Origin of the sequence: Rhizobium sp. PL01 (assembly GCF_033447125.1) — a bacterium.
Classification (GTDB): Bacteria; Pseudomonadota; Alphaproteobacteria; order Rhizobiales; family Rhizobiaceae; genus Pararhizobium.
Map to the genome: position 1 here is coordinate 400601 of NZ_JAWQUM010000005.1, position 24854 is coordinate 425454.

25 protein-coding genes are annotated in these 24854 nt (G+C 58.4%); 23 read left to right on the forward strand and 2 right to left on the reverse strand.

Going from position 1 to position 24854, the window contains the following annotated elements:
* Positions 1-441: 441 nt before the first annotated feature.
* The 19 genes from R6X40_RS15135 (at position 442) to R6X40_RS15225 (ending at position 17129) form a co-directional block, all read left to right on the forward strand.
* Positions 442-1098 (forward strand): hypothetical protein, encoded by a 657-nt coding sequence (locus tag R6X40_RS15135; protein ID WP_318414605.1) that lies wholly within the window; start codon positions 442-444, stop codon positions 1096-1098.
* A complete protein-coding gene (locus R6X40_RS15140) occupies positions 1095-2318 on the forward strand; it encodes a MotB family protein (protein WP_318414606.1) in 1224 nt (407 codons plus the stop codon). Before R6X40_RS15135 ends, R6X40_RS15140 begins: the two co-directional genes overlap by 4 nt.
* Positions 2319-2323: 5 nt before the next feature.
* Positions 2324-3637 (forward strand): chemotaxis protein MotC, encoded by a 1314-nt coding sequence (motC, locus tag R6X40_RS15145; RefSeq protein ID WP_318414663.1) that lies wholly within the window; start codon positions 2324-2326, stop codon positions 3635-3637.
* Positions 3634-5154 (forward strand): flagellar hook-length control protein FliK, encoded by a 1521-nt coding sequence (locus tag R6X40_RS15150; protein WP_318414607.1) that lies wholly within the window; start codon positions 3634-3636, stop codon positions 5152-5154. The genes motC and R6X40_RS15150 overlap by 4 nt, the downstream gene beginning before the upstream one ends.
* Entirely contained in the window at positions 5105-5656 is a 552-nt protein-coding gene (locus R6X40_RS15155; RefSeq protein WP_318414664.1) for a lytic transglycosylase domain-containing protein, read from the forward strand. Before R6X40_RS15150 ends, R6X40_RS15155 begins: the two co-directional genes overlap by 50 nt.
* Before the next feature lie 280 nt (positions 5657-5936).
* The gene (gene rem, locus R6X40_RS15160) at positions 5937-6608 is read left to right on the forward strand and encodes a transcriptional activator Rem (protein ID WP_318414608.1); all 672 of its coding nucleotides are present in this window, start codon (positions 5937-5939) and stop codon (positions 6606-6608) included.
* A gap of 103 nt (positions 6609-6711) precedes the next feature.
* Positions 6712-7935, forward strand: a complete 1224-nt coding sequence (locus R6X40_RS15165; RefSeq protein ID WP_318414609.1) for a flagellar hook protein FlgE — start codon at positions 6712-6714, stop codon at positions 7933-7935.
* A 22-nt stretch (positions 7936-7957) separates the two neighbouring features.
* Positions 7958-9400, forward strand: coding sequence for a flagellar hook-associated protein FlgK (flgK, locus tag R6X40_RS15170; protein ID WP_318414610.1), 1443 nt, complete (start codon positions 7958-7960; stop codon positions 9398-9400).
* A 4-nt stretch (positions 9401-9404) separates the two neighbouring features.
* Positions 9405-10478 carry a flagellar hook-associated family protein gene (locus tag R6X40_RS15175; RefSeq protein ID WP_318414611.1) on the forward strand — a complete coding sequence of 358 codons (1074 nt, stop codon included), beginning with the start codon at positions 9405-9407 and terminating at the stop codon, positions 10476-10478.
* A 37-nt stretch (positions 10479-10515) separates the two neighbouring features.
* The gene (gene flaF, locus R6X40_RS15180; RefSeq protein WP_318414612.1) at positions 10516-10863 is read left to right on the forward strand and encodes a flagellar biosynthesis regulator FlaF; all 348 of its coding nucleotides are present in this window, start codon (positions 10516-10518) and stop codon (positions 10861-10863) included.
* Positions 10860-11309, forward strand: a complete 450-nt coding sequence (flbT, locus tag R6X40_RS15185) for a flagellar biosynthesis repressor FlbT (RefSeq protein WP_318414613.1) — start codon at positions 10860-10862, stop codon at positions 11307-11309. The genes flaF and flbT overlap by 4 nt, the downstream gene beginning before the upstream one ends.
* Positions 11300-11707 (forward strand): flagellar hook assembly protein FlgD, encoded by a 408-nt coding sequence (flgD, locus tag R6X40_RS15190; protein ID WP_318414614.1) that lies wholly within the window; start codon positions 11300-11302, stop codon positions 11705-11707. The genes flbT and flgD overlap by 10 nt, the downstream gene beginning before the upstream one ends.
* Positions 11708-11713: 6 nt before the next feature.
* Positions 11714-11980 carry a flagellar biosynthesis protein FliQ gene (gene fliQ / locus R6X40_RS15195; RefSeq protein WP_318414615.1) on the forward strand — a complete coding sequence of 89 codons (267 nt, stop codon included), beginning with the start codon at positions 11714-11716 and terminating at the stop codon, positions 11978-11980.
* 164 nt (positions 11981-12144) lie between these two features.
* Positions 12145-14232 (forward strand): flagellar biosynthesis protein FlhA, encoded by a 2088-nt coding sequence (gene flhA / locus R6X40_RS15200; RefSeq protein WP_318414616.1) that lies wholly within the window; start codon positions 12145-12147, stop codon positions 14230-14232.
* The gene (gene fliR / locus R6X40_RS15205) at positions 14229-14981 is read left to right on the forward strand and encodes a flagellar biosynthetic protein FliR (protein ID WP_318414617.1); all 753 of its coding nucleotides are present in this window, start codon (positions 14229-14231) and stop codon (positions 14979-14981) included. The genes flhA and fliR overlap by 4 nt, the downstream gene beginning before the upstream one ends.
* 4 nt (positions 14982-14985) lie before the next feature.
* Positions 14986-15399, forward strand: a complete 414-nt coding sequence (locus R6X40_RS15210) for a hypothetical protein (protein WP_318414618.1) — start codon at positions 14986-14988, stop codon at positions 15397-15399.
* A 121-nt stretch (positions 15400-15520) separates the two neighbouring features.
* Entirely contained in the window at positions 15521-16084 is a 564-nt protein-coding gene (locus R6X40_RS15215) for a rod-binding protein (protein ID WP_318414619.1), read from the forward strand.
* A gap of 107 nt (positions 16085-16191) precedes the next feature.
* On the forward strand, positions 16192-16560 hold the full coding sequence (locus tag R6X40_RS15220; protein ID WP_318414665.1) for a hypothetical protein: 369 nt from the start codon (positions 16192-16194) through the stop codon (positions 16558-16560).
* Positions 16560-17129 carry a hypothetical protein gene (locus R6X40_RS15225; RefSeq protein ID WP_318414620.1) on the forward strand — a complete coding sequence of 190 codons (570 nt, stop codon included), beginning with the start codon at positions 16560-16562 and terminating at the stop codon, positions 17127-17129. The genes R6X40_RS15220 and R6X40_RS15225 overlap by 1 nt, the downstream gene beginning before the upstream one ends.
* Before the next feature lie 38 nt (positions 17130-17167).
* Here R6X40_RS15225 and R6X40_RS15230 read toward each other — a convergent pair whose 3' ends face one another.
* On the reverse strand, positions 17168-18157 hold the full coding sequence (locus R6X40_RS15230) for a glycosyltransferase family 2 protein (RefSeq protein ID WP_318414621.1): 990 nt from the start codon (positions 18155-18157) through the stop codon (positions 17168-17170).
* A gap of 160 nt (positions 18158-18317) precedes the next feature.
* Here R6X40_RS15230 and R6X40_RS15235 point away from each other — a divergent pair, with 160 nt between their 5' ends.
* The 3 genes from R6X40_RS15235 to R6X40_RS15245 are packed head-to-tail and all read left to right on the forward strand — an operon-like array spanning position 18318 to position 21303.
* Complete coding sequence (locus R6X40_RS15235; RefSeq protein ID WP_318414622.1) at positions 18318-19601, forward strand: glycosyltransferase family 4 protein; 1284 nt, start codon at positions 18318-18320, stop codon at positions 19599-19601.
* On the forward strand, positions 19598-20413 hold the full coding sequence (locus tag R6X40_RS15240) for a WecB/TagA/CpsF family glycosyltransferase (RefSeq protein WP_318414623.1): 816 nt from the start codon (positions 19598-19600) through the stop codon (positions 20411-20413). Before R6X40_RS15235 ends, R6X40_RS15240 begins: the two co-directional genes overlap by 4 nt.
* 11 nt (positions 20414-20424) lie before the next feature.
* A complete protein-coding gene (locus R6X40_RS15245) occupies positions 20425-21303 on the forward strand; it encodes a DUF6492 family protein (RefSeq protein WP_318414624.1) in 879 nt (292 codons plus the stop codon).
* Between the two features lie 5 nt (positions 21304-21308).
* Here the strand turns inward: R6X40_RS15245 and R6X40_RS15250 are convergent, their stop codons facing one another.
* Positions 21309-22574: a lipopolysaccharide biosynthesis protein gene (locus R6X40_RS15250; protein ID WP_318414625.1), complete on the reverse strand. Its 1266-nt coding sequence runs from the start codon at positions 22572-22574 to the stop codon at positions 21309-21311.
* A 183-nt stretch (positions 22575-22757) separates the two neighbouring features.
* On the opposite strand from R6X40_RS15250, the gene R6X40_RS15255 reads away from it, so the two are divergent.
* Positions 22758-24821, forward strand: coding sequence for a GumC family protein (locus R6X40_RS15255; RefSeq protein WP_318414626.1), 2064 nt, complete (start codon positions 22758-22760; stop codon positions 24819-24821).
* Positions 24822-24854: the final 33 nt, after the last annotated feature.

Consider the following 24854-nt stretch of genomic DNA (forward strand, 5'->3'; position numbering starts at 1 on the left):
GGGCTGCGAACTTTTTTCCACCAGGCCGTGGTCATCGGCAGGTGGAAACGGTTGGACCGCGCCCATTGCCCAGGCGCGGTCCAACACCTTACACCGGTCTCGTCTGAAGGGGATTTCCCACCGGGGCCGGATATATCAGTGACCTACATTTTCGCACAAGTTTGAACGGTTAGTCTCCAACCGCAGCCATCCTTATCCGGGTTGCCAGCCAACATGATTATTGTGCTGCCGTTGTATGCTGCCTGTACTGCCGGTCACTCCGGTGTCGGGCTGGTACGGATTGAAAATGTTCGGGCCGTGCGGCACTCCCGCTCCGCAGGGTCCTGAAGGAGACATTCCGGAAGTGTCACAGTCTTATGTTTTCAGGCTTGTTAGCCCCACGCCGCCCGCGATCAAACGGGCGGCCTGCTTGACCGTGGCCCGCGTCATGGGAGGCTGCCGATGAGCGCGTCCATTTCCCGCTATCTCAAGGATTTCAGCGCCCCGAAAGTCGATCTGTCGCTGGTCCCGCCAAGGTACTTTCCGGATCTGGACGACGACTTTCCGGCCAACGGTGGTTTTACCATGAAGCCGCAGGTCCAGCCCCAAATTGATATCGACGCAGAGCGCCGCGAGGCCTTCGCTGAAGGGCGCCGGGAGGCGGAAGGCGAGCAGAGAGCGCTTCACGAAGTCGAAATTACTGCGCTGAACGCGCGTCATGCCGCCGATCTTGAAGCCATGCGGGTGCGTTGCGAAAACGAAGTTGCCGCGATGATCTATGATCGCTTTTCCGATATGGGCTCGCAGCTTGTGACCATGCTGTCGGATCAGACGGCAAGGGTGCTGGCACCTGTCATGGACGACGTGTTGTTGCAGAAATCCATCACCGATCTCGCACGGATGATCAAGCTGTCGATCGGCGCAGGCGAGGGCGCCAAGATCACTGTGAAGGGCCCGGCTGCGTTGTTCCACGCGTTGAAGCGTCATCTCGATGACGAAACCCTGATTTTCCGTCACCAGGAGACCGCCGACATCGACCTTTCCGTCGAGTTCGGTGATTCGATCCTGGTGACGCGCATGGCCGCTTGGGCCGATACCGTTGGTAAGGTGCTGGCATGAGTGAGAATGACGGCCACCACCACGGCAAGAACGAAATCATCATCATCAAGCGTCACAGCGGCGGTCACGAGGGGCATCATGGTGGTGCCTGGAAGATTGCCTATGCCGACTTCATGACGGCGATGATGGCATTCTTTCTCGTCATGTGGCTGATCAATGCGGCCAATCCGCAGACGAAGGCAGCGCTCGCTTCCTATTTCAACCCTGTGCAACTCACCGATGCAAAGCCGTCCGAAAAGGGGGTCAAGCAGCCGGCCAAGGACGCCAAGGGTGAAGAAGACCAGATGAAGTCGAAGGTCGACGGCAACGAGACGAAGACCGGCGGCTCTGCCAAGAGCGGTGATGACATGACCGCGACCTCCGGAGAGGAAACCCAGTACTCAGACGCCGACTTCTTCGAGAATCCCTACTCGGTCATGTCTGAAATCGTCAATGAAGTCGGCCGGAACGCCAATATCAGCGCCAAGGGCGAGGGGGGCGCATCGACGTCTGGCCCTGCGACTGGCGCAGATGGTGGCGAAGCCTACCGTGACCCTTTCGACCCGGATTTCTGGACGAAACAGGTCGAGTTGCAGAACGCGGAAAAGGGCGGCGACAGTCTCGAAGCCAAGGCTGGCAACGGCCCGGAAGACGCTTCCAAGGAAAAAGCCGTGGCTTCTGCAGATCAATCCGAAGCAGTGAAGAAGGATACATCCGACAAGACTGCAATTGAGACGCCTGCAGCCTCCGAGAATGCCACACCGGCCAAGGCCGCAGAAGATGCCGCCAAGTCTCTGAAGGCCGAGATCGAGAAGGAAATCGGCGGCTCCGCCGGCAAACTCGCCGAAGGGCTGCTGGTCACGCCGACCGAGGGCGGGCTTTTGGTGACGATCAGCGAGCAGGCAGATACGCCGATGTTTGGTCTCGGCTCAGCCGTGCCTGAAAAGGACATGGTCATTGCCATGGAGAAAATCGGCAAGCTTCTTTCGGCCCGCACAGGTGCCATCGCCATTCGTGGCCATACCGACGCGCGGCCCTTCAAGAGGGGTGCCTATGACAATTGGCGGCTGTCGTCCGATCGTGCCCAGAGTGCCTATTACATGCTTATCCGAGGCGGTCTTGCCGAGAATCGTGTCAGCCAGATCAGCGGCTTTGCCGACAAACGTCTCCAGGATACGAAAGATCCGCTGGCGCCGGCCAACCGGCGTATCGAAATCCTGCTGCAGACGAACCAGGGCTGATGGCAATGCTGAAGGCGATCCGCACTCTCCTTCTCTGTGCCTGCGCCGTCGGGGCAATCCCGGCGGTGGCGGCGCATGCGCAAGATCCGCAGGACCTGCCTCCCTACAAGATGCTGCGCTCGCTGCAGGCTATCCAGGACGCCATCGTACTGGGCGATCATTCTGCTGCTGAAATGCAGCGCTTCATGCTGGCGGCGATCGACAAGCGGCTGCGGGAGTCCGATCCTGCGGTCTTCAACGACACGCGTAATGTCGATGCAGCGTTCATCTACGCGATGAGCGGCGGCAATCCGGAGACCTTGTCCTATCTCGCCAACCACGACATTGAAGGCAATTTCGATACTCGTGTCATCGACGCCCTGAGCCACTATCTTGCGGGCAAAGGCGGGCTGATGGTCGAAAATTTGGCGAAAGCCATTCCGGAATACCGGAATTCGCGGGTCGGACCCTATCTCTACCTAGTCCTCGGCAATGCGACCGCTCAGCAGAACCCGGCGAAATCGGTGGAATATTACGATTGGGCGCGCCTGACGGCGCCCGGTACCAATATCGAGGAAGCCGCCCTGCGGCGGTCGATCGCGCTCTCGACCCGTGGCGGCATGCCGGAGAAGGGCTTTGCCTATTCGCTTTCCTATGCCCGGCGGTTCCTGACGTCTCCCTATGCCAGCCAGTTCGCCGATGTCTTCGTTGAATTGGCGGTGGCCAATTACAACGAGAAGACGGAAACAAAGATCCAGGAAATTCTCGGCTTCATGGACAAACCACGGCAGCGCGAGGTCTATCTGCGTATTGCCCGCCGTGCTGCCATCGGTGGCATGCAGGAACTGGCAACGCTCGCGTCGGCGCGGGCCCAGGATCTTTCCGATGTCGCGGATGCAGGCCCCAAGGCCTTGGCCAGCCTCTATTCCGGTCTTGTCGGTATTCCTTCCAAAGGTATTCTCGAAGCGGTCAAGGATATCAGCGCCATTCCAGAAGCGGAGCTATCGCCAAGGGATCGCGCATTGCGCCAAGCGGCAACCGTGGTGGCGGAGGAAGTGCTGCGCGCGCCCAATCCGGAAAGCCTGACGCAAGCAACTGTTTCTAGTGTCAAATCCGAAATTGCCACGGAGAAGAGCGCAGAAGCCAGCGGCAGTGGCGACAGCCCGTTTGCAACACCGGCGTCGGAAGCGGCCTTGAAGGCGGCTCAACCCGATGCGGTGCCGCAGGCGGCGTCGTCCGAGAAAGCCCCGGCTGACCCCGTTCTCGACGCGTTTCTGAGCACGGGCCGCTCGAAGCTCGACGAGATCGATTCTCTCCTGAAGGGGGAAGACCAAAAATGACATTCGTAGATGACAATCTGCTGGGAGCAACTCCCGTAAGATCGGGCAAGGCTGGAGCCAAGTCGGCGGGCAAGTCGGATATGGACGCCGCCAATCAAAAGTCCGCCTTCGAAAACGCCTTTGCTGACGCCGGCAAGAAAAAGCAGCCGCAGATCTCGATCAACGGAAAACCGGCGGCTGAGGGTAGCCTCACGCCGGACCTCAAGTCTTCTGCCGCCGAGGCGCTCCTTGCGGGGGCTTTGGCTCCTGACATCGAAGCGAAGGACCTTCGGTCCCTGCGGGATCTTGCTACGGAAAACGGCAGCTTCATGAAACCCTCAATCGGTTCTTCCAGCACTGCAGACCCTCATGTCCTCGGCAAGACAATATTGGGGCAGGGTTCTTCGGCCGCTGCTAAGGGCGATCACCCGCAAAAATTCTCGCTGATGCAGGCCAGTCTCGCCGGGATTGGCGAGGACGCGGATAAAACCGTCGACGAGCCTCTCGGTGAGAAGATCGCCGAACTGACGAAAAATGCCGGGACACGCCTCGCTAAACATGGCGACAAAGCTGGAAATCCTGCTGATACATCAGCGGCGAACCCGACGGACGAGGCGGCAGACGTGGTAACGGGCGATGTGAGCCAGTTGCTTAGTCTTTTGGATGCAACACAGAAGCCGGTTGCGGCTCAGGCTGAGACGCCCCCGGAGATGTCCGAATTCCAGGCACTCGCTGAACGGGCTGGCAAGGCGAAACCTGCCGAGAAAGATGCGGCGAAGGTCGAGGGGCGGACGGCCGGCGATGCGAACGCGGTCAAGAATGCCACCCAGGCTGGATCCGATCAGGTGTTCCGTTTCGCGCGTGCCGATGGCAAAGGGCAGGCAGTATCGATGAGCGTTACTTCGGACGGAGACAAGGCTGTCGCCAAGAACGAGGCGGCCGCTGCTGCAGCCAAGACCGAAACCGTTACCGTCGTAGAGGCGCGCCGCTATCTCGGCCTTGCGCCTTCCAGCAATGCATCGGCCGTGACCAGCCAGATCGCCAGCAACCCGGAATGGGCTCGCGCACTCCAGCCAGGCTCCGCCGAGGCTCAGGCGCCATTGACGCAGGCGTCCACCGGCAAGGTGCTCAACACCTTGAAGATCCAGATGCACCCGATCGACCTCGGCATGGTGACGGCAACGTTGCGGCTCAAGGACGACGAGCTGCATGTCGAGATCAAGGTGGAAACCGGCGACGCCTTCAGGCAGTTGAGCGACGATCAGAGCGCCATGGTCAAGGCTCTACGCGCGCAGGGTTTTGCCGTCGATCAGGTCAATATTGTCTTCAACGCTTCGGATACGTCCGGCAGCAATAACGCGCAGCAGCAGGCACAGACAGGTCAGCAGGGCCGCGAAGCGGCCGGAGATGGTGCGAAGGGGCAGCGCAATGACAATGGCGGTCAAGGACAGGGCCGCGAAAGGTGGACGGGCAATGACGGTACGGGCGATGCGTCTTCTGGGGCTGAGCTTAACCGCACTGGTGACGTCTATATGTAATGCGCAGGCGAGCGCTGGCGTGTGCGAAAGCGAGATCACGGCAGCGGCGGCGAAGTATCAGATACCGGCAGGAATCCTCTATTCAGTTGGGTTGACCGAGACCGGCCGCAAGGGATCGCTTCAGCCGTTTGCGATGAATATCGAGGGCAAGGCTTACTTTGAGAACAGCGCCGGAGAGGTTCTGCAGCGCTTTGCTGCGGCGCGGGCGCAGGGGGCCAAGCTGATCGATCTCGGTTGCATGCAGATCAATTACTACTTCCATGGCGAGAATTTCAGTTCGCCAGACGAGATGCTGAACCCGAGAAAGAATGTCGAATATGCGGCCCAGTTTCTGTCCAGACTTCATGCGCGGCATGAAACCTGGACAATGGCGGTAGCCCGTTATCACGCCGGACCGAACAATGATCCGGCGCAGAAGAAATATGTCTGCCGTGTCATCGCCAATCTGGTGGCGACCGGCTATGGAAAATGGACGCCGAACGCGACGAATTTCTGCCAGTAGCTCAACCATTAGATGAATTATAATGTCCTTTTATTGCTTAGGACGATTGCGTCAACATTGAGTTAGAAAAATGACCACAAGCGATTTCTAAATATGACGTTAACGTTTCCACATGAAATTTAGTGCCGCATGTGACGGGTGCCACTACATCTAGTTCAAATCGGCACACAAATCTTAATCTACTATTAATTTCAGCCACTAACTTCCCATAGTTGTTCGTGAATCCCTCGATTCGTATCTCTTAACCATAGAGGCACCATACTGATTCGGAGGCGGACGAATGATCGTAGTGGTTGATGAGCGTGAGCTCGTGAAAGACGGATATACTTCACTATTTGGACGGGAGGGCGTGCCCTCTCAGGGGTTCGATCCAAGCGAATTTGGCGATTGGGTTTCAAAGGCGGCCGATAGCGATATCGACGCTGTCGAGGCGTTCCTGATCGGGCAGGGCGAAAAGGCGATGAGCCTTCCGCGTGCTATCCGGGACCGTTCAACGGCCCCGGTCATTGCAATCAGCGATAGCCCTTCACTCGAAACGACATTGGCGTTCTTCGACTGTGGCGTCGATGACGTTGTGCGCAAGCCGGTTCACCCTCGCGAAATTCTGGCGCGTGCGGCAGCAATCCGCCGCCGCCTGAAGTCGCTGGTGAATTTTACCGACATCGGACCGATCCGTGTGTTCTCCGACGGCCGGGATCCGGAAGTCCAGGGCGAAGTATTCGCCTTGCCGCGCCGCGAGCGCCGCATTCTCGAATACCTGGTCTCCAATCGTGGACGCCGCGTCTCCAAGTCCCAGATTTTCAACGCGATTTACGGCATTTTCGATGAGGACGTCGAAGAAAACGTCGTTGAAAGCCATATCAGCAAGTTGCGCAAGAAGCTGCGTAAGCGGCTCGGCTTCGACCCGATCGATTCCAAGCGTTTTCTTGGCTACTGCATCGACTGGAGCTGATCCCGTTTGGGGCTTCGGATGTGCGGCATCCGGCACCCCCAAGACAGGTTCACGCAAGGCCCACCCCATAGTCTCGCCATAACGACGAAAACGAGGATCGGACATGAGTCTTTACGGAATGATGAGAACCGGTGGTTCCGGCATGAACGCCCAGGCAAACCGCCTTGGCACGGTCGCTGAAAACATCGCCAACGCCAACACCACCGGCTACAAGCGCGCCTCGACGGAGTTCTCTTCGCTGATCTTGCCGACCAGCAACGGCGCTTACAATTCCGGCGGTGTCGAAACCAAGGTTCGGTACAGCATTTCGGAGCAGGGTCCGACGACCTACACGACATCCGGCACCGACCTAGCCATCAATGGTGGGGGGTTCTTCATCGTTGAGGGTGCCAATGGGGCAAACTTCTTAACACGTGCCGGTGCTTTCACGCAGAACGGCGACGGCGATCTTGTCAATTCCGCCGGCTACACGCTGATGGGCTACGAGTACAAGGAAGGCGTCGATCCCACGGTCGTCGTCAATGGTTTTGACGGCTTGAAAAAAGTCAACCTTGCTTCTGATGGTCTGGTGGCCAAGGGTTCAACCAAGGGTTCGATGGGTGCGACCCTCAACTCGGGCGATGCGGTTGGTACAGAATCCACGACCTCGCTCAAGGTTTTTGACAGCCAAGGCAATGCGCGTCTTCTTGACTTCGTCTATGAGAAGACCGGCCCGAATGCCTGGACAGTCGAAGTCCGGGACCGGGCCACTTACGCTGCACCGAGCACCGGTGTCTTGAAGACCCAGGCGCTTACTTTCGATGCCGCCGGCAAATTGACGACTACCCCGGCAACGCTTACGACGGCGGCGATCAGTAATCTTCCCGGTACCGGCGCCAATCTCGGCGCCATAACGATCGACTTCACTAAAACTCAGCAGCTTGGCCGTGAATTTACTCCGGAAGCCGGTACGATTGATGGTAGCGCTCCGAGCAAGGTGGCCGGATATCAGATCGACAAGGAGGGTGTCGTTTACGTCAAGTACGAAAACGGCACGCTCGATCCACGTTACCGCGTGGCATTGGCCACGGTACAGAGCCCGGATAATCTCATTCCGCAATCTGGCAATGTCTATTCACAAGGCGTGGATTCCGGTGTCATCATAACCGGCTTTGCCGGCTCCGGCGATTTTGGCAGCATTCAGTCTGGCGCCCTTGAAGGCTCCAATGTCGATATCGCCAACGAACTGACGGCGATGATCGAATCCCAGCGTAGCTACACGGCAAACTCGAAAGTCTTCCAGACAGGCGCCGACCTGCTGGACGTTCTTGTGAACCTGAAGCGATAATTGAAAAGGTACGGTCTGCGTCATGTCGCTGTCATCAGCCATCAACACCGCACAGACGATATTCAACAACACGGCCGCCCAAACGGCGCTCGTTTCGAAGAATATCCAGAATGTGAGCAATGCGGATTATTCGCGCCGCATGGCAATGCTCGGTACGAGTGGCGGCGGAGCGCAGATCGTATCCATTCAGCGCGCCCAGAACGACGCGCTGATGAAACAGCACTCCGTCAGCATTTCGCAGTCATCCGCTCAGGACGCACTTCTGACCGGGCTGGAAGCCATGAAGGCGGCGCTTGGCGGCAATAGTTATGAAACCTCGCCGGCGAACTATCTCAAGTCGTTCCGTGACAGCCTGCAAACCTTTGCGGCGGCCCCCGGCAACACATCCATTGCGGCGACAACGGTGTCGAGCGCCTCGGACCTCGCTAAGTCGCTAAACAGGACGTCTGCCTCCGTCCAGGACGTTCGCTACGATGCTGACAAAGAAATCGACGCTTCGGTTCAGCAGCTGAACAAACTGCTTGCCGAGTTCGAAAAGGCCAATAGCGCAGTACAGGGCGCAACGGCCAGTGGCGCGGATGCGAGCGACGCTCTCGATCAGCGCGACAAGCTGCTTCGTCAGATCTCCGAGATTGTCGGCATTTCAACGGTCACGCGCGCCAACAACGATACAGTTATTTTCACGTCAGACGGCACGGTTCTGTTCGAGAACGGCCCACGTGCGGTCACGTTTCAGCCGACGGCCGGCTTCGGTGCGACCACAAACGGAAATGCGATTTACGTCGATGGCGTGGCGCTGAAGGCCGGTAAAGGTGCCGATACGTCCGGTGAAGGCAAGCTTGCCAGCTTGCTTCAACTGCGCGACGAAACTGCGCCGAAATTTCAGTCGCAACTCGATGAAATAGCCCGCGGCCTGGTGACGCTCTTTCAGGAGAATACATCGCCCGCGACCACGGCAAAGCCGGGTCTCTTCACTTGGGCTGGTGGTACCGTTCCCCCGACTGGAGCGACCGTCCCCGGCATGGCGGCCTCGCTCATAATCAACCCGTTGGCCGCAAGCAATCCGTCGCTTGTCCGCGACGGCGGGTTTAATGGTCCCACCTATAAGTCGAATACGGCAGGGAGTTCGGGGTACACGGCGCTTCTGGATAAGTTTGTGACATCGCTCGGCGCAGACATGCCTTTCGATCCCACGACGGGGCTCGACGGTTCCAGTAGCATCCTGGACTTTTCTGCTTCCTCGATCGGCTGGCTGGAAGAACTGCGAAAGACTGCATCGACCGCCAACGACAACAAGACGGCCATGCTGTCGCGTACGCAACAGTCGCTGAGCAGCGCCACAGGCGTCAGTCTTGATGAGGAATTATCACAGTTGCTCGACCTCGAGCAGTCTTACAAAGCATCGGCAAAATTGGTCAGTACGGTGGACGCCATGATGGCGGCCCTTCTGCAAGCTGTAGGATAAAATCATGAAAACGTCTTTCGTTTCCAATCTGGCCATTCAAAATGCCATGCGCCTGACCATTCAACGCAGTCAGGCTGATATGATCAAGTTGAACGACGAAATATCGACAGGAGTTCACGCAGACTATGGTCTGGCTCTTGGTGGTTCCACCTCGCGCTCGGTCAATATTTCGTCCCAGATCGATCGTCTTGCAACGCTGAAAAGCACCAATTCCATCGTCACGCAAAGGCTTTCCGGATCTCAGGAAGCGTTGAAGACGACGCTGGATGCTGCGCAAAAGTCGCTGTCGTCGTTGATGGCCTTTCGCAACAGCAATACCGATAACCTTCTGAAAATCGCGCAGGATCAGAATACGGCAGCGATGACGACGTACACATCGTCCGCCAACACGTCCCTGAACGGCGAATATCTGTTCTCCGGCATCAATACCGATGTCAAGCCTATGGCAGACTACACGGCTACATCCGCAGCCAAGGCGTCTTACGACGCGGCGTTGACGACTTTTATCGGTGCACAACCAGTTCAGGTGCCGCCGCTGACGTCTGTCAGCCAGTTCACCAAGGAACAGATGGCCGATTTCATCGAAAACACCTTGGAGCCGATGTATGCCGACCCGTCTGTCGCCGGGTCGAAATGGACGGATTGGTCGAGCGCATCCAGCCAGAACATGACGAGCCGTGTCAGCGTCAACGAAGTCGTTCAAAGTTCAACAAACGTCAACACGGAAGGCGCGCGGAAATTTGCCTTGGCAAGTGTGATTTCCAAAGAGCTTCTCGGCGCCAATTTGAGCGATGCCGTTCGCGGCGAGGTGACTGACAAAGCCGTCAAATACATGGGCGAAGCCGTCACCGGCCTTATCAGCATGCAAAGCAATCTTGGTCTGTCCGAAGAGCGCGTCAAGAAAGCCAATACCTCGATCGACTCGCAAACCAAGATCGTCAAGACATACCAGCTGGACGTTGTGGGGATTGATACCGTCGCGGCGGGGGTCATGGTGAAGACGTTGCAGACCCAGCTTGAGGCCTCCTACACGCTAACATCGCGGCTTCAGCAGATGAGTTTGCTTAATTTCCTCTGATGCGGTGAGGACCAGGACAAACATGAAGGATGTCTGAATGTATCAGTTTTCATACGCCGAGATCATGGAGGATGGCGTTGCCGACTCCAAGGATCGCGAACGGCAGGTGCTCGACCGCTCGATTGCGCTGCTCGCAGCCGCAAATCGACAGAAGGGCTACTCGCGCGAGGCGATCGAGGCGATTTACTACACAAGGCGGGTCTGGATCCGGTTCATCGAGGATCTTCGCGCTTCAGACAATCAGCTGAACGACGAACTGCGCGCCAATCTTATTTCCATAGCCATCTGGATTCTCGGTGAGACCGAGAAGATCCGCAAACGCGAATCCTCGAACTTCCAGGGCATAATCGATATCACAACCATCATCAGGGATGGACTCAAATGAAAAGCACACTGCGTATTTCGCTGAAGTCTGGCGAACGGATTTTTGTCAACGGGGCAGTGCTGCGTGTCGACCGTAAGGTCGCCGTCGAGTTCCTGAATGACGTGACATTCCTGCTTGAAAACCATGTTCTGCAGCCGGAAGATGCGACCACCCCGCTGAAGCAACTCTATTTCATCGCTCAGATGATCCTGATCAATCCGGAAGGCGCCGAGCAATCGACGAACATGTTCCGCAAGTCGGTGGTCATGCTTCTGACTTGCTTCAAGAACGACGAGATCGTTGCCGAGCTGAAGAAAGTCGACGGAATGGTGACGCAGGGCCGCGCCTTCGACGCTTTGAAGGCGATCCGCGGTCTCTATGCCCTCGAAGACAAAATCCTGAACAATCAGGAAATCACCCCGGCAACGATCGAACAGATTCGCAAGGAGATCGCACCATGGCGGTAAGTGGCGTCAACAACAGTTATGTTCCCACAGCGTCCGGCGCGGAATCGGGTGCCGACAAGGCCAAGGCAAGTCTGAACTATGACAGCTTTCTGAAGCTGCTCGTGGCCCAGATGAAGAACCAGGATCCGACCCAGCCGATGGATTCGACCCAGCAGATCGCCCAGCTCGCGACTTTTTCACAGGTCGAGCAGACGATCAAGACCAACACCAATCTGGAAAGCCTGCTGCAGCGCACGTCGCTCAGTGAAGCCAATGCCGTGATTGGCAAGACGGTCACCAGCGCCGACGGCAAGACAACTGGTGTCGTCAAGGAAGTGAAGCTATACTCGGATGGAATCATCGCGGTGCTTGATAGCGGCAAGGAACTTGTCGTGGGCCCGGGTGTCACCATAAAGTGATAGCCAATGAATGAGGCGGATGCCCTCGATATCGTGCAGGCGGCGATCTGGACAGTGGTCGTCGCTTCCGGGCCCGCCGTCGCTGCCGCCATGGTTGTCGGCGTCGTCATCGCCTTCATCCAGGCGCTGACCCAGGTCCAGGAAATGACCCTGACCTTCGTCCCGAAAATCCTCGCAGTGCTTATCACCATCGCGCTTTCGGCTTCTTTCGTGGGTGCGCAGATCTCGATCTTCACCGACATGGTCTTTTCCCGCATTCAAACCGGATTCTGACCATTCGGCGAACGTTGAGCGAGACTGGCGCTGGGAAAAGCGCATTTGCTGCCTCTTTCGACATCGATGCCACCTTCGCGCAAGTTTGGTGCGTTAGGGCTGCTGCTTAGTTTGGGCAGCAGGTATGAATGCTGTCCGCCTCTCATGACGAGACGGAATTTCCGATGGCACAACCTCCTGCTTTGATCATCCCGAAAGTCGCGCCCAAGGGCCGCGATATCGGCTTCGCGCTCGGCATCGTCGCGATTCTTGCGATCTTGTTCCTGCCCATACCGCCGTTTTTGATCGACATAGGGCTGGCTTTCTCCATCGCGTTCTCCGTGCTCATCCTGATGGTCTCCCTGTGGATCCAGAAGCCACTGGATTTCTCGTCTTTCCCGGTCATTCTGCTGATCTCGACCATGGTCCGGCTGTCGCTCAACATCGCGACGACGCGCGTGATCCTTTCGCATGGGCATGAAGGGCATAATGCCGCCGGCGGCGTCATTGCCGGTTTTGCCGAGCTCGTCATGGGCGGTGATTTCGTCATCGGTCTCATCGTCTTCCTGATCCTGATCACCGTGAACTTCATCGTTATCACCAAGGGTGCGACGCGTATCGCTGAAGTCGGCGCACGCTTTACGCTGGACGCCATTCCCGGCAAACAGATGTCGATCGACGCTGATCTTTCGGCCGGTATGATCGACGAGAAGGAAGCGCAACGGCGCCGGCGTGAGCTGGAAGAGGAAAGCTCCTTCTTCGGTTCGATGGACGGTGCGTCCAAGTTCGTGCGCGGCGATGCGATTGCCGGCCTTCTGATCACCGCCATCAACGTCTTCGGCGGCATCATCATCGGCTACGTCCGCCATGATATGTCGATTGGTGAAGCGGCCGACGTTTTCGTCAAGCTGTCCGTCGGTGACGGTCTTGTCTCCCAGATTCCCGCCCTGATCGTGTCGCTGGCAGCCGGCCTGCTGGTTTCGCGAGGCGGCACGTCTGGCTCCACCGATCAGGCCGTCGTCAACCAGCTCGGCGGCTACCCGCGTGCCCTGATGGTCGCGTCCGGCCTGATGATCATGCTCGCCTTTATGCCAGGGCTTCCGTTCTTGCCATTTGGCGTCCTCGGCGGCGGCATGGCTTTTCTCAGCTGGGTGATCCCGCGTCAGCTGGAAGCAGCCAACAAGCTGAAGCGTGACCAGGACCACCAGACGGCACAGATGAAGACCGACAGCGAAAAGGACTCGGTCAAGTCGGTCCTGAAGACGGCCGAGATCGAATTGCTGCTCGGTAAGCAGGTCTCAACACGTCTTCTCGGCGCCCATCAGGAACTGGCGTTCCGCGTCGGCAAGATGCGCCGCAAGTTCGCCGGGCAATACGGTCTCATCGTTCCGGAAATCAAGGTTTCGGACGATATCAGCATCCCCGACAAGGCCTATCACGTCCGCATTCATGGCACGACGATCGCCTCGAACACCGTGCGCGTCGGCGAAGTCATCGTCGTCACCGGTGGCGGCCGCAGGCCGAGCGTTCCCGGCGATGATATTCGCGAGCCGGCATTCGGCATGCCCGCCGTGTCGATCCTTGAAACCTTTACCGAGGATCTGAAGCGCGAAGGCTTCCACCCGATCGACAACGTGTCGGTTGTGCTGACACATCTGTCCGAAGTCATCCGCAACAACCTGCCGCAGCTTTTGTCCTACAAGGACGTCAAGATACTGATCGAGCGGCTCGATCCGGAATACCGCAAGCTGGCCGACGAAATCTGTACCTCGCACATGTCCTATTCGGGCCTGCAGGCCGTATTGAAGCTTCTCCTTGCCGAACGTGTCTCGATCCGCAACTTGCATCTGATCCTCGAAGCTGTCGCCGAACTGGCACCGCATGTCAGGAAGACCGAGCAGATCGTCGAGCACGTCCGCGTGCGCATGTCGCAGCAACTTTGTGGCGACCTCGCAGATAACGGCACGCTGCGCGTCCTTCGCCTCGGCAGCAAATGGGACATGGTGTTCCACCAGGCGCTGAAGCGCGATGCCAAGGGCGATATTGTCGAATTTGACATCGATCCGCGCCATCTGGAGGAATTCAGCGAGCAGGCCACCAAGGTTATCCGTGAAAATCTTGACCGTGGCATGCCGTTCGTACTGGTAAGTTCGCCCGAATCCCGGTCTTATGTGCGCATGATCATCGAGCGTCTTTTTGCAACATTGCCGGTTCTCTCGCATGTCGAGCTCGCCAAGGGCCTCGAGATAAAGATCATCGGCTCGATTTCATGATCACCGACCCTGAAGGCACAGTGCTGGCGCTTTTCGCCGCATTCTGCCGGATCGGCGCCTGCATCATGGTCATGCCTGGATTTTCCACGGCCCGCGTCTCGGTACAGATCCGCATCTTCGTTGCCGTGGCAATCTCGATGGCGATCCTGCCGATCATGTGGAACGAGATCTATCCGCAGATTTCCGGCAAGGGTCACACCTATATCTATATCGTCGCCACCGAAACCGTTATCGGCGGCGTCATCGGCCTGATCGCACGTTATTATGTGCTTGGGCTGCAGTTCGCCGGCACGGTCATTACGATGATGATGGGCTTCAACGCTCCCCCGGCCAATGACGTCTTGGAAGATACCGCCGAAAACCAGCTGACCAACCTGATCAGCTTTGCCGGTCTGATGGTCCTCTTCATGCTGGATTTCCACCATGTCATCCTGTCGAGCATCGTCGATTCCTACAAGGTCATGCCGCTCGGCGTCGGCTTCGATCCGCAGGGCGTGCTGATCACGCTCACCAATGCACTCGAGACCACGTTTTACATCATGCTGCGGCTGGCAAGCCCCTTCATCATCTACGGCCTGCTGTTCAACGTCGCGATCGGCATGGTCAACAAGCTGGCGCCGCAGATGCCGCTCTACTTCATCTCGCTGCCCTATCTGATCATGGGCGGCATGTTCCTGCTCTATCTCGGCATCGCCGCGATGCTGAAACTGTTTGCCGACGGTTTTGGCCCGATGATGCAAGGGATCTAGCCCGATGAAAAGCCGCTCCGAAAAACTCAAGCGCCTCGTTGTTGTTCAGCGGCATCTGGAACAGATGGCGGAAAACGAGCTGGCCGAAACCGCCAGGAAGCGCCGCGATCTCGCCGAAACCATTGACGTCGTTGTCGATGCCATGGGGTCGGCAAGCCCGTTGCACGCAATGTTTTCCGGGCACTATGCTTCGCAGCTTGGCCGCCTTGCCATGAAGGACCAGATGCTTCTGGATATCCAGCAGGGCCACGAGGCCCGGGTTCTGAAGGAACGGGCAAAGGGTGACCGGCTGGAAGAAAACATGAAGGATGCCCGCGTTCTGGAAGACCGGACCGAAGCGGACGACGCCATCTACGATCTCGTCGATCAGCATGTGATGAGCGGATCACCAGCTTCCGGTAAGGTTGGCCGGTCATAGTGCAGGGTAGGAACGGTCGAATATTGCGGCCGAACCGTTCGCTAAATTGCTGATTTTATGGAGTTGTTGCTGGCGCCGATAAAGGCGTCCGCCTTGGACTCCGTGACCGAGAGGACCTCGCATGGCCATTTCTCCTCCAAGCGACCTGGTGATGGATGTCGTGCGTGCCGCCGATCCGGCTCAAGTGCAGGAGGCGCAGGCGCGGCTGAAGGCCAATCGTGCTGCATTTCAGGCGACGAGCCTCGCCGAAAACGGAAACGGTTTTGCCAATACGGTCGCAGTTCTCAATCAGGACAGCCCGACCAACAGCCTGGGCGACATTACCAATCGGGCCGAAGCCAAGAAGATCCCGGAAAGCTACCGCAAGTTCGAAGCCATGGTGCTGCAGAACTTCGTCAAGTCGATGCTGCCCTCCGAAAGTGAAGAGGTTTACGGCAAGGGCACGTCCGGCGACATGTGGAAGAGCATGATGGCCGAGCAGATCGGCAACGTCATGGCGCAGGGCGACGGTGTCGGTATTGCCGAACGCATGGTGACGGACCGCATCGTCGGCGAAGGCCCCAACCGGGTGAGTGCAGCGCTCGACGGCAATAGCAGCAATGTCGCGCTGAGCATGGTGCAGGAATACGAACGCAAGGCGGTCGCCAACTTCATGGGCACGCCGGACAATAACGAACAAGCCTGAGGCGCTGCCGGCAACAGGCCGGACGGACCTTAACTTAGAAATTTCGCGCATACATCACGCCAAGGGCTTGGACCCCGCGTGCCGCCAGCGCCAATGGGAGCCAAATGATGGAAGTTGCAGCATCGAGTGACGTGCGTATCCAGAACGTTTTGGGACGTCTCGAAATGATCCTCGACAACGAGAATACCCGGATTGGTGTTGATCCGAGCTTCGACCTTAAGACATCGAACGCCCGCAAGAGCCGTTGCCTCTATGAACTGACGATGCTCCATCGCGATGCTTCGCCGGACGAAATTTCGCAGTCATTCGTCTCGCAGACCAAACATATTCAGACCAAGCTGATGACCAATTCGCAGAAGGTGAACGCTCATATGGAAGCCTGCCGGTCGGTTGTCGACCTGTTGAAGGCTGCTGTTCAGGACGCCGACGCGGATGGCATCTACACCGAACAGCAGTTCCGCTACGGCGATTTCTGATGCTCAAGCTTATTTTCACCGGTGTGTGGATTTGCGCCGTATCGCTCGGATCCGTCTATTTTTCGATCCAGCATGCGTCGGCACCGGTGGAATCGGATGCGGAGGCAGAACGCCGCGCATTGCAGGAATATCTGCCGGGTGAGTTGATCACCGTACCGGTGATCACCGATGGCGCGGTGCAGGGTTACTTCCTCACCAAACTATCGTTCTCTGTCGACAAGGCCAAGGCCAAGACTATGGAAGTGCCGTTCAAGGAATCGGTGACGAACGCCTTGTTCGACATTCTGGTCGGCCAGAAATTGATCAATGTTGCCGATACCAGCAATTTCGACCTCGCCAGCTTCAAGACGATCGTCAAGGATCAGTTGAACAAGCAGCTGCGTGACGAGGTTATTTTCCAGGTTCTGGTCGAGCAGCTTGAATATCTATCGAAGACCGACGTGGCCCGGCTTGCCAATTCGGCGAATGAAAAACAGCGCAAGCCCGTGCCGATCGTCGACAAGAATGGTCAGGTTGCCCACGATCAGATGCCCGAGAGCGAAAAGCGCGCCGCTGCCGCCGGCCATTGAGCCGGCGCCTATGTGCAATTCAGTCGTAGGTGTGCAGTTCAGTTTTTTTCCGGGTTGCGATACTGCTCGTTGACGAACCCGAACTCCATCATCAGCCGCCCGCACGCCACGTGAAAATGGTAGAGGCCAGCCGATGGCAGGCCGGATGATTTCCAAAGCGAAATACCGCGAAACGGTGAGGCAGCCAAAAGGGCCAGAGATTTGGCGATTGTCCTCGCTCGCCTGGCAAAGCCCGGGGCAGCGCGGTGTTCGAGCAAGGCTGAAATCGCCCCGTTTCGCAGGCTGCGCGATCTGATCCAAGACAGTTCCGTCCGCCGCGCCGGAATGCTCTCGGCCACCCAGGCTTCCGCTGCCCAGGCAAAGGAAAAACCGTTTTCCTTGCACCGGCGATAGAAATCGCTGTCTCCGCCGCCGATGAAGTTGAACATCGGATCGAGGAACGGTCTCGGCATCGCGTCGAGTACATGGCGGGTTATCAGGACATTACCTGAAGAATATAGGATCGGGACGGGGCCGGTCGTATCATAATGCGGCATGAAGACCGGATGCCGTTTGCGGTCATTGCGGCTCTTGTCCTCGAAATCGGGAAGCTGTGGCCCTCCAACCAGATCTGCCCGTGTCTGCCGGTGTACCGAAACGAGACTGTCGAGCCAGTCCGGCGCTGCCAATTCATCGTCATCGATCACGGCGATGGTCTGAAGATTGGGGTAGGCGGCAAGCGCCATCGACCAGCCGGCATTGTAGGCGTGGCAATTTCCACGCTGATGCGCGATCACCACCAGCGCGTTGATCCGGTGGTCGGCAAAGAACATTTTTGCCGCGTTCGCGCCCTCCAGTCCATCCGCGTCGTTTTCCATCACCACGATTGCGAAGGGGCAGCCGGGGGCCTGTGAAATAACGGTTTTCAGGGTCTTGATCAGGTGTTCGGGGCGGCGGAACGTCGGCAGCGTGACGACAAGCTCGATGCTTTCATTGCTATCGACCGCCGTCCGGTAAAACACAGTCACATCCTGGGCAGGCGGGGTCATGGCGGTACCGTGTTGAAGGCAAAGATCTGAAAGGCACTAAAGCAAATCTTCCTAAACAGATGCTGAATTTCCGAATTCGCTTTCGAATGAATGGTTTAAAGCTCGTTTCACGGCGTGTTGCTACAGTCGGGGCAATTGTTCTCAAGTCTCGTGTGGCAGCATGCATCTGGTCTTCGTTTCCTCGCTGGTACCGGTGGAGAACCCTTCATCGGGGTTCGATATCGCCAATCGCGCCGTCCTTGATGGCCTTCGCGCGCTCGGCCACCGGGTGAGCGTGATCGGTTATCTGCAGCCTGGGCAGACTGCGGCTTCGGGCGGAGATGTGCATCTTCTAGGAGAGATCGAAGTTACCAATGCGAAGGTTGGCGCTGCCACCAAGCTGCGCTGGCTGGCAAAGGCATGTCTCCACCGCACGACGCTGTCGTCGGCTAAGATGCTTGAGATCAGCAGCGACCATGTTGAGGCCCTGTTAAAGCGTCTACAGCCGTTTGACGGTATCGTCCTCAACTCCGTACAATTGCCCGGTGCTTTTGCGTCCGTCTTCCAGAAGCACAAGACGATCTATGTCGCGCATAATGTCGAAGCAGGTTCGGCGCGTGAAAACGCCGCCACCGCGTCTAGCCTTTTGGGACGATGGTTGTTCAAGCGCGAAGCGCATTACCTCGAACAGCTTGAGCGGAGACTGACACAGGCCGCCTCGGCGATCTGGACTTTTGCGGAGGCCGATCGCCTCGGTTTCGGCCACGCTGTTTCGAGCCGCGCAACCGTCCTGCCGCTGGTGACGCGATGGAACCTAGCCCAGTCCAGCGCCGAAAAACCGCCGGAATACGATCTGGCCCTGATCGGGACCTGGAGCTGGCAGCCGAACCGGATCGGCCTCGACTGGTTTCTTTCAAGGGTCGTGCCGCTGCTGCCGGCCGATATGTCGATCGGCATTGCCGGTCAGCTGCCGGACGCGCCGGCGATTTCTCATCCCGGGGTACGCCTGCTTGGCCGGGTGCCTGACGCACGCGCCTTCGTCGAATCCGGCGCCGTCCTGCCGTTGATCAGCCGCGGTGGCACCGGAGTGCAGTTGAAGACCATCGAAATCTTCGAACTCGGCATGCCGAGCGTCGCCACGCGCGCATCGCTGCGCGGCATCGACGCGCTTCCCGGAAATTGCGCGGTGAGTGACGAACCTGCTGAATTTGCAAACCTGCTGATCGAGAAGGTCGCACAGGTACGGTCAGGCGATCGTCAGCGCCTGTCCGGATCGGTTTTTCATCAGGCGCAGAAAAACAAGCTGCTCGCCACGCTTGAAGAGGGCCTGTCCCGCTTCAGCCAACCTGTAGTCACGCCGGGTCCGGTCTCTCCCAGAGACGAACTCCGGGTCTCGGCAATGAAAACCAGAACTGTCAGCGCATCCTACGGCCTTGCAGTGCATGAGGGAGGAAAATCCCGATGAATGTTTCCCCGGGTACACCGATCGTTGCCTCGCAACGCATGATCCTCGACCTGCCGGTATGCGATTTTGGCTGGGCCGACGCCTTCGCGTTCGCCGACGACGTTGCTTCGATGCCGATCGGGCAGACGGTCATCTCGTTCCTCAATGCGCACAATGCCAACCTGATGATGCATGATCCGGAATACCGGGCTGTGCTCAGCCGGCATATCGTCCTTCCCGATGGGCACGGCGTCGATCTTGCATCCTGGCTGTTCCACGGAAAGACCTTTCCGGCCAACCTGAATGGCACCGATTTCGTTCCGGCGCTGATGACTTACATGACGACGCCGAGACGCATCGCCATGGTCGGTGCGCGTCCGGACGTGCTCAAGCGCGCTGCCGAAAACTTTCAGAAACACGCGCCATGGCACGAATTCATCGCCGTCTCCGATGGGTTTTTCGACCCGGCGCAATCCGACGAGGTCATGGCAAAGGTTCGCGCCGTTAAGCCGGATATCCTGCTGATTGCCATGGGCAGTCCGAAGCAGGAAAAATGGATCGATCGCCATGTTGGCCCGGGCCATGCCCGGCTGGTGATCAGCGTCGGTGCGCTCTTCGACTTCATGGCCGAGGAAGTCCCGCGCGCGTCTTCCACCGTCAGGCGCCTGCGCCTGGAGTGGTTGCACCGGCTGGTCCTTGAACCACGCCGGCTGTGGCGCCGTTATCTGCTCGGAAACCCGTTGTTCATATATTATATTCTCCGCCATAAATTGAGCGGGCGTGAACCGCCGCCGCAAGTCGGCGGTCATCGTGCCGGATCACGAACGTTCTGACGGAAACCATCATGCGCACTGCTGTCGTTACAGCCTCCTACGCCAATGATTTCGAGCGCTGCCAGCTTTTGTGCGAAAGCATGGATATGCGGCTGAAAGGCGATTGGGTCCACTATCTGCTGGTGGCTCCTTTCGACGTCGCATTGTTCCGGCAACTGGAGGGTTCGCGGCGGCAGGTTATCAGCGAGAGCGATCTTCTTCCATGGTGGCTGCATGCCATGCCCGACCCGCTTTCGGCTGGCCGGCGCAAGCTCTGGGTTAGCCCCTTCAGCCTGCCGCTACGCGGATGGCATGTCCAGCAACTGCGCCGTCTGGCGCTATCCCGGCATATCGGCGAGGCGGCGATGTTCGCCGCCGATTCCGACGTGGTGCTGTTGCGTGATTTCGATCCGGCAGACCTCTGGCAAGGCGACCGCCTGACGCTCTATCGCAAGGATGCGGCGATCGGCGAGCGTATGCCTTCCAATCATCTCGAGTGGCTCGCCCATTCCGACCGGCTGCTCGGGATCGGTCCTTTCAGCCTGCCGGCCAATGATTACATCAGTACGCTGATTGCCTGGCGCACCGACACTTGCCGGGCTCTGCTCGACTATATCGAGACCCTTCATGGACGGAACTGGGTTCGCGCCATCCTTCGCTCGCGCCAGTTTTCGGAATGCCTGATCTATGGCCGTTTCGTCGACGAGGTGATGAAGGGGCAGGGTCATGTCGCGTCTGCCGAAGGGCTTTGCCACGTGCTTTGGACTGGCGACAGTTATGCCCGCGATATCGGTGGGCTCAGGCATTTCATGCGCGAGATGGGGCCGCACCAGATTGGCATCGGCGTCCAGTCCTTCGTCGGCCACGATCTCTCCGACATCCGCGATGTCGTGCTTGAACGCGCCGCCTGATCCCGTCAGATGACCCGGCTGGTCTCGCGGCGCAAGGCGGAATAGGTCAAGGTAAAGGATGCGGCATAGAGTGCCAGATAAACGCCATTGAGCAGAGGCGCCCAATAGGCAACGTCCGTGCTGGTCTTGAACAGCACAGCGAGCAGGGCGACTTTGATGATCCCCGCAATGACCAGATTGACCATCCGGCGCACCGTGCGGCCCGTCGCATAGAGCAATTCGGAGTGGTATTCGACAAGGTTCCGGAACGACGGCACCAGCAGGACTGCCATCAGATAAGGTGCTGCCTGTGCGACGTTGTTTCCCAGCCCGCGCGGGAAAATCCACAGATAGACGGCCATCGCTGATATCGCCAGGAAGGATATGGCCGCCACCAGTGTCTCGATCGTCAGCCGGGTGCGCCAGGATGAAATCGTTCCGGGCGTGCGCATGATCTTCTGCACCAGCAACGTGTTGAACGAACGCACCGGGAGCGCCGTCAGATCGGCAAGCCGCATGATGATCGCGTATATGCCGGAAACTTCGGGCCCGCCGATTGCCAGCACCGCGATCTTGTCGAATTCCGACTGGATATAGAAGAGCACCTCGGCGCCGGCGACAGACACTGAATCCGCCCAGCGGCGGATATAGAGCGCCGGGCGCCAGCGAAGCCGAACCTTCGGAAAAAACCATACCAGCGCGATCACGAGGGAAAGCAGGTTTGCGCCCAAATAAAACAATGACCAGGTGCCAAGGTTGGCCGTATGCAACAGCGAAAAGGCCAGTGCGGCGGCGGTGCGGATGCCCGTGCCGATCACCACAAGAAGAGCTGCGCGGCCAAAGCGGCCGAGACCGTTGAGAACGATGACGACGATCTCCAGACCGCGCCAGCAAAGGATTTCAGCGGCCATGAAAGCGAGAAAAACCACAAGCGCGATATCACCGGCAAAAACGGCATAATAGATGGCAAGGCAGAGGATCGCGATCAAAGGCAGGGACAGCAGGGCTCCCGCGGCGAAACCTGCGGTGTAGGTTCCCACCAGCAATGGCTTGACGGTCGCGACCCGATAGAGCGGCGACATGAAGCCGAATGCAAGCACCCGCGAGATCATGATGCCGGCGGCCGACGCCGTGGCAAACAGGCCGAATTCGGCAATCGAAAGCCCATTGGCGATGCAGATGAAATAGACCAGCGACAGAACAAGCCTGCCCGCAGACCCGCTCGTCATCGAGATATAGGCGTGAATGACGCTGGCGTTGCGTGCGTAAAGGGTCTTGGCGAAATTGATCACGAGCGGCGTCCGGATGTGCTGTCCCGTTTCTAGCCGCTAAAGCTTAATGAGCGGTTCGATCTCGGGGATTGACGGCGTTTCCGACGCGCAATCCGCTGTCTGTTAACGGTTTGTTTTCCACAAAAACTTAAGCTTCGTTCACAATTCGTCACTTTGCCCCGATGCGGGCGTTTGCAGGCATTGATGTTCGATCCGGAAGACAACAAAAGGACTGTGGTGCGTCGCTCCCCGGCCGACCTCGGGTCGAAGGGGGCCGGCACGCGTTCCGGCACGGCGGCGCGGAGTGGAGTGCCCGTCGCGCGTTCTGCCAGCGAGTTGCTGGATCGCTTGGGCGGTCCGACGGTCAAGCCTAAAGTGTCAGGCAATCACCAGCAGCCCGTCAAAGCGGCGCCGCAAAAAACCTCCGGGCGTTTTTCCGGCTGGTTCAAGAGCGAAAAAACGCCTCAGGCCGATGCTGTGCTTTCTCAGTCCGCCGTCACTGCGGAAGCCTATTATGGCGATCCGCAGGATCGGCCGCTGATCGACATCGCCACGATCATGACGTCTGTCTGGCAGCTTCGAAAGACCATTGTGGTACTGACGGTGGCTGGCACGATCGGTGGCGTTTTGCTCGCGATAGCGACGCCGAGTGTCTACGTGTCCCAAAGCAAGCTCTATGTCGATCCGCGCGAAGTGCGGTTGACCGATTCTGATCTTTCCAAGGAAAGCCTAGCCACCGAAGCGATCCTGGCGCTGGTCGATAGTCAACTCGAAGTGCTGCGGTCGCGGACCGTTCTGGAAAAGGTCGCCATCGATCTGGGGCTGGATCGTGACTCCGAATTTGGCGGCGTCTCCACCGGAAAAGGCGGACTTTCCGATGGTATCGGCGTCATCAGCGATCTCGTCTCTCCCGGCAAGGCGCAACCGGCGCCTGCCTCGGGGGTCAACCCGCGCACGCTGGAAAAATTGAGCGATGCAGTCACCGTATCGCGCGATCCGAAAACCTTTATCGTGACTATCGATGTGAAGAGCCGGGATCCGGCCAAGTCGGCACTGATCACCAATCGGCTCGTTGCGACATTTCTGAAAGAGGAACAGGCGGCTCAGTCAGGCTTCTTCCAGCGGACGACGCAAGCGCTCGACAGCCGGTTGGCCGATCTGCGCACGGAGCTGGATACGGCTGAAAATGCCGTGGAGAAGTACAAGGCTGAGCACGATATCGTCGGTGCTGCCGGCGAGCTGATTTTCGATAAGCAATTGCTGGCCCTTAACGATCAGGTTGGCGCCGTGCGTAATCGTATTGCCGATGCCCGGGCAAAGGTGGACCTTGCGACCAGGATCCGCTTGAACGACGTTCTGAGTGGCGCATTCCCCGAAGAGGTGAGTTCGGTGACGCTTCAGGAGCTGCGCAAGCAGTATTCCGAGGCGCGCGCGCAACTGGGAGCGCTGGACGCGAGCCTCGGGCCGCGCCATCCACAACGCCTGGCCGCCGTCCAGTCGCTGGAGGTTGCACGCTCCGAAATTGGCAACGAACTCCGCCGCATCGCGGCAACGGCGCAGACCGAGCTGGACCGGGCGGTCCGGACGGAAAAAGATCTCGTCCAGCAGCTGGCGGTCCAGAAGGCGCAGCAGGTGAACTCATCGACCGGCTTTATCGAGCTGCGGGAACTGGAGCGCAAGGCCAACGCGACGCGGACAATCTACGAATCCTTCCTCAAGCGGGCGAGTGAAACCGGCCAGGAGGAGAAGCTGACCTTAAAGAACATCCGGGTGATTGCCTCGGCGCAGCCGCCGCTTCAGGCTACCGGGCCGTCACGCAAGCTGATCGCCATCGGCGGCATGATTGCCGGCTTCATGGCCGGGGTTGGGTTGGGTATCGCGCTCGGGGTCTATCGGAGCATGAAGGACTTGCTGCAGCGGTCGAACCGCCCGGTTGCCGTGGTTCCCCAGCGTGATCCACCCGGCAAGGACGATTATCATCCCGATGGCCCGGGAACCCCACAGCATATCGACGAGCCATTGCCGGCACCTGTCGAGTATCGGACGCGGATGCCATCGGCCCATCATGCGGCAGCGTCAGCTGCAGCGCTCAACGCCTTCCCCCAACGGGGCGATGCGGCATCGGCGGATCTGCGGGACTATCTGCGCGAGATGCAGGACAACAACGAGGATAATGGCGATATGGCCGAGGTGCAGGAAAACCTGCGCGCCCTGCGATCGCGTGTGGAGCACTATGCGAAGCTTCGAACCGGCGGCCAGCGGTATTAGTACCGATATCCCCGAAGGCACTGGCTCACGGCG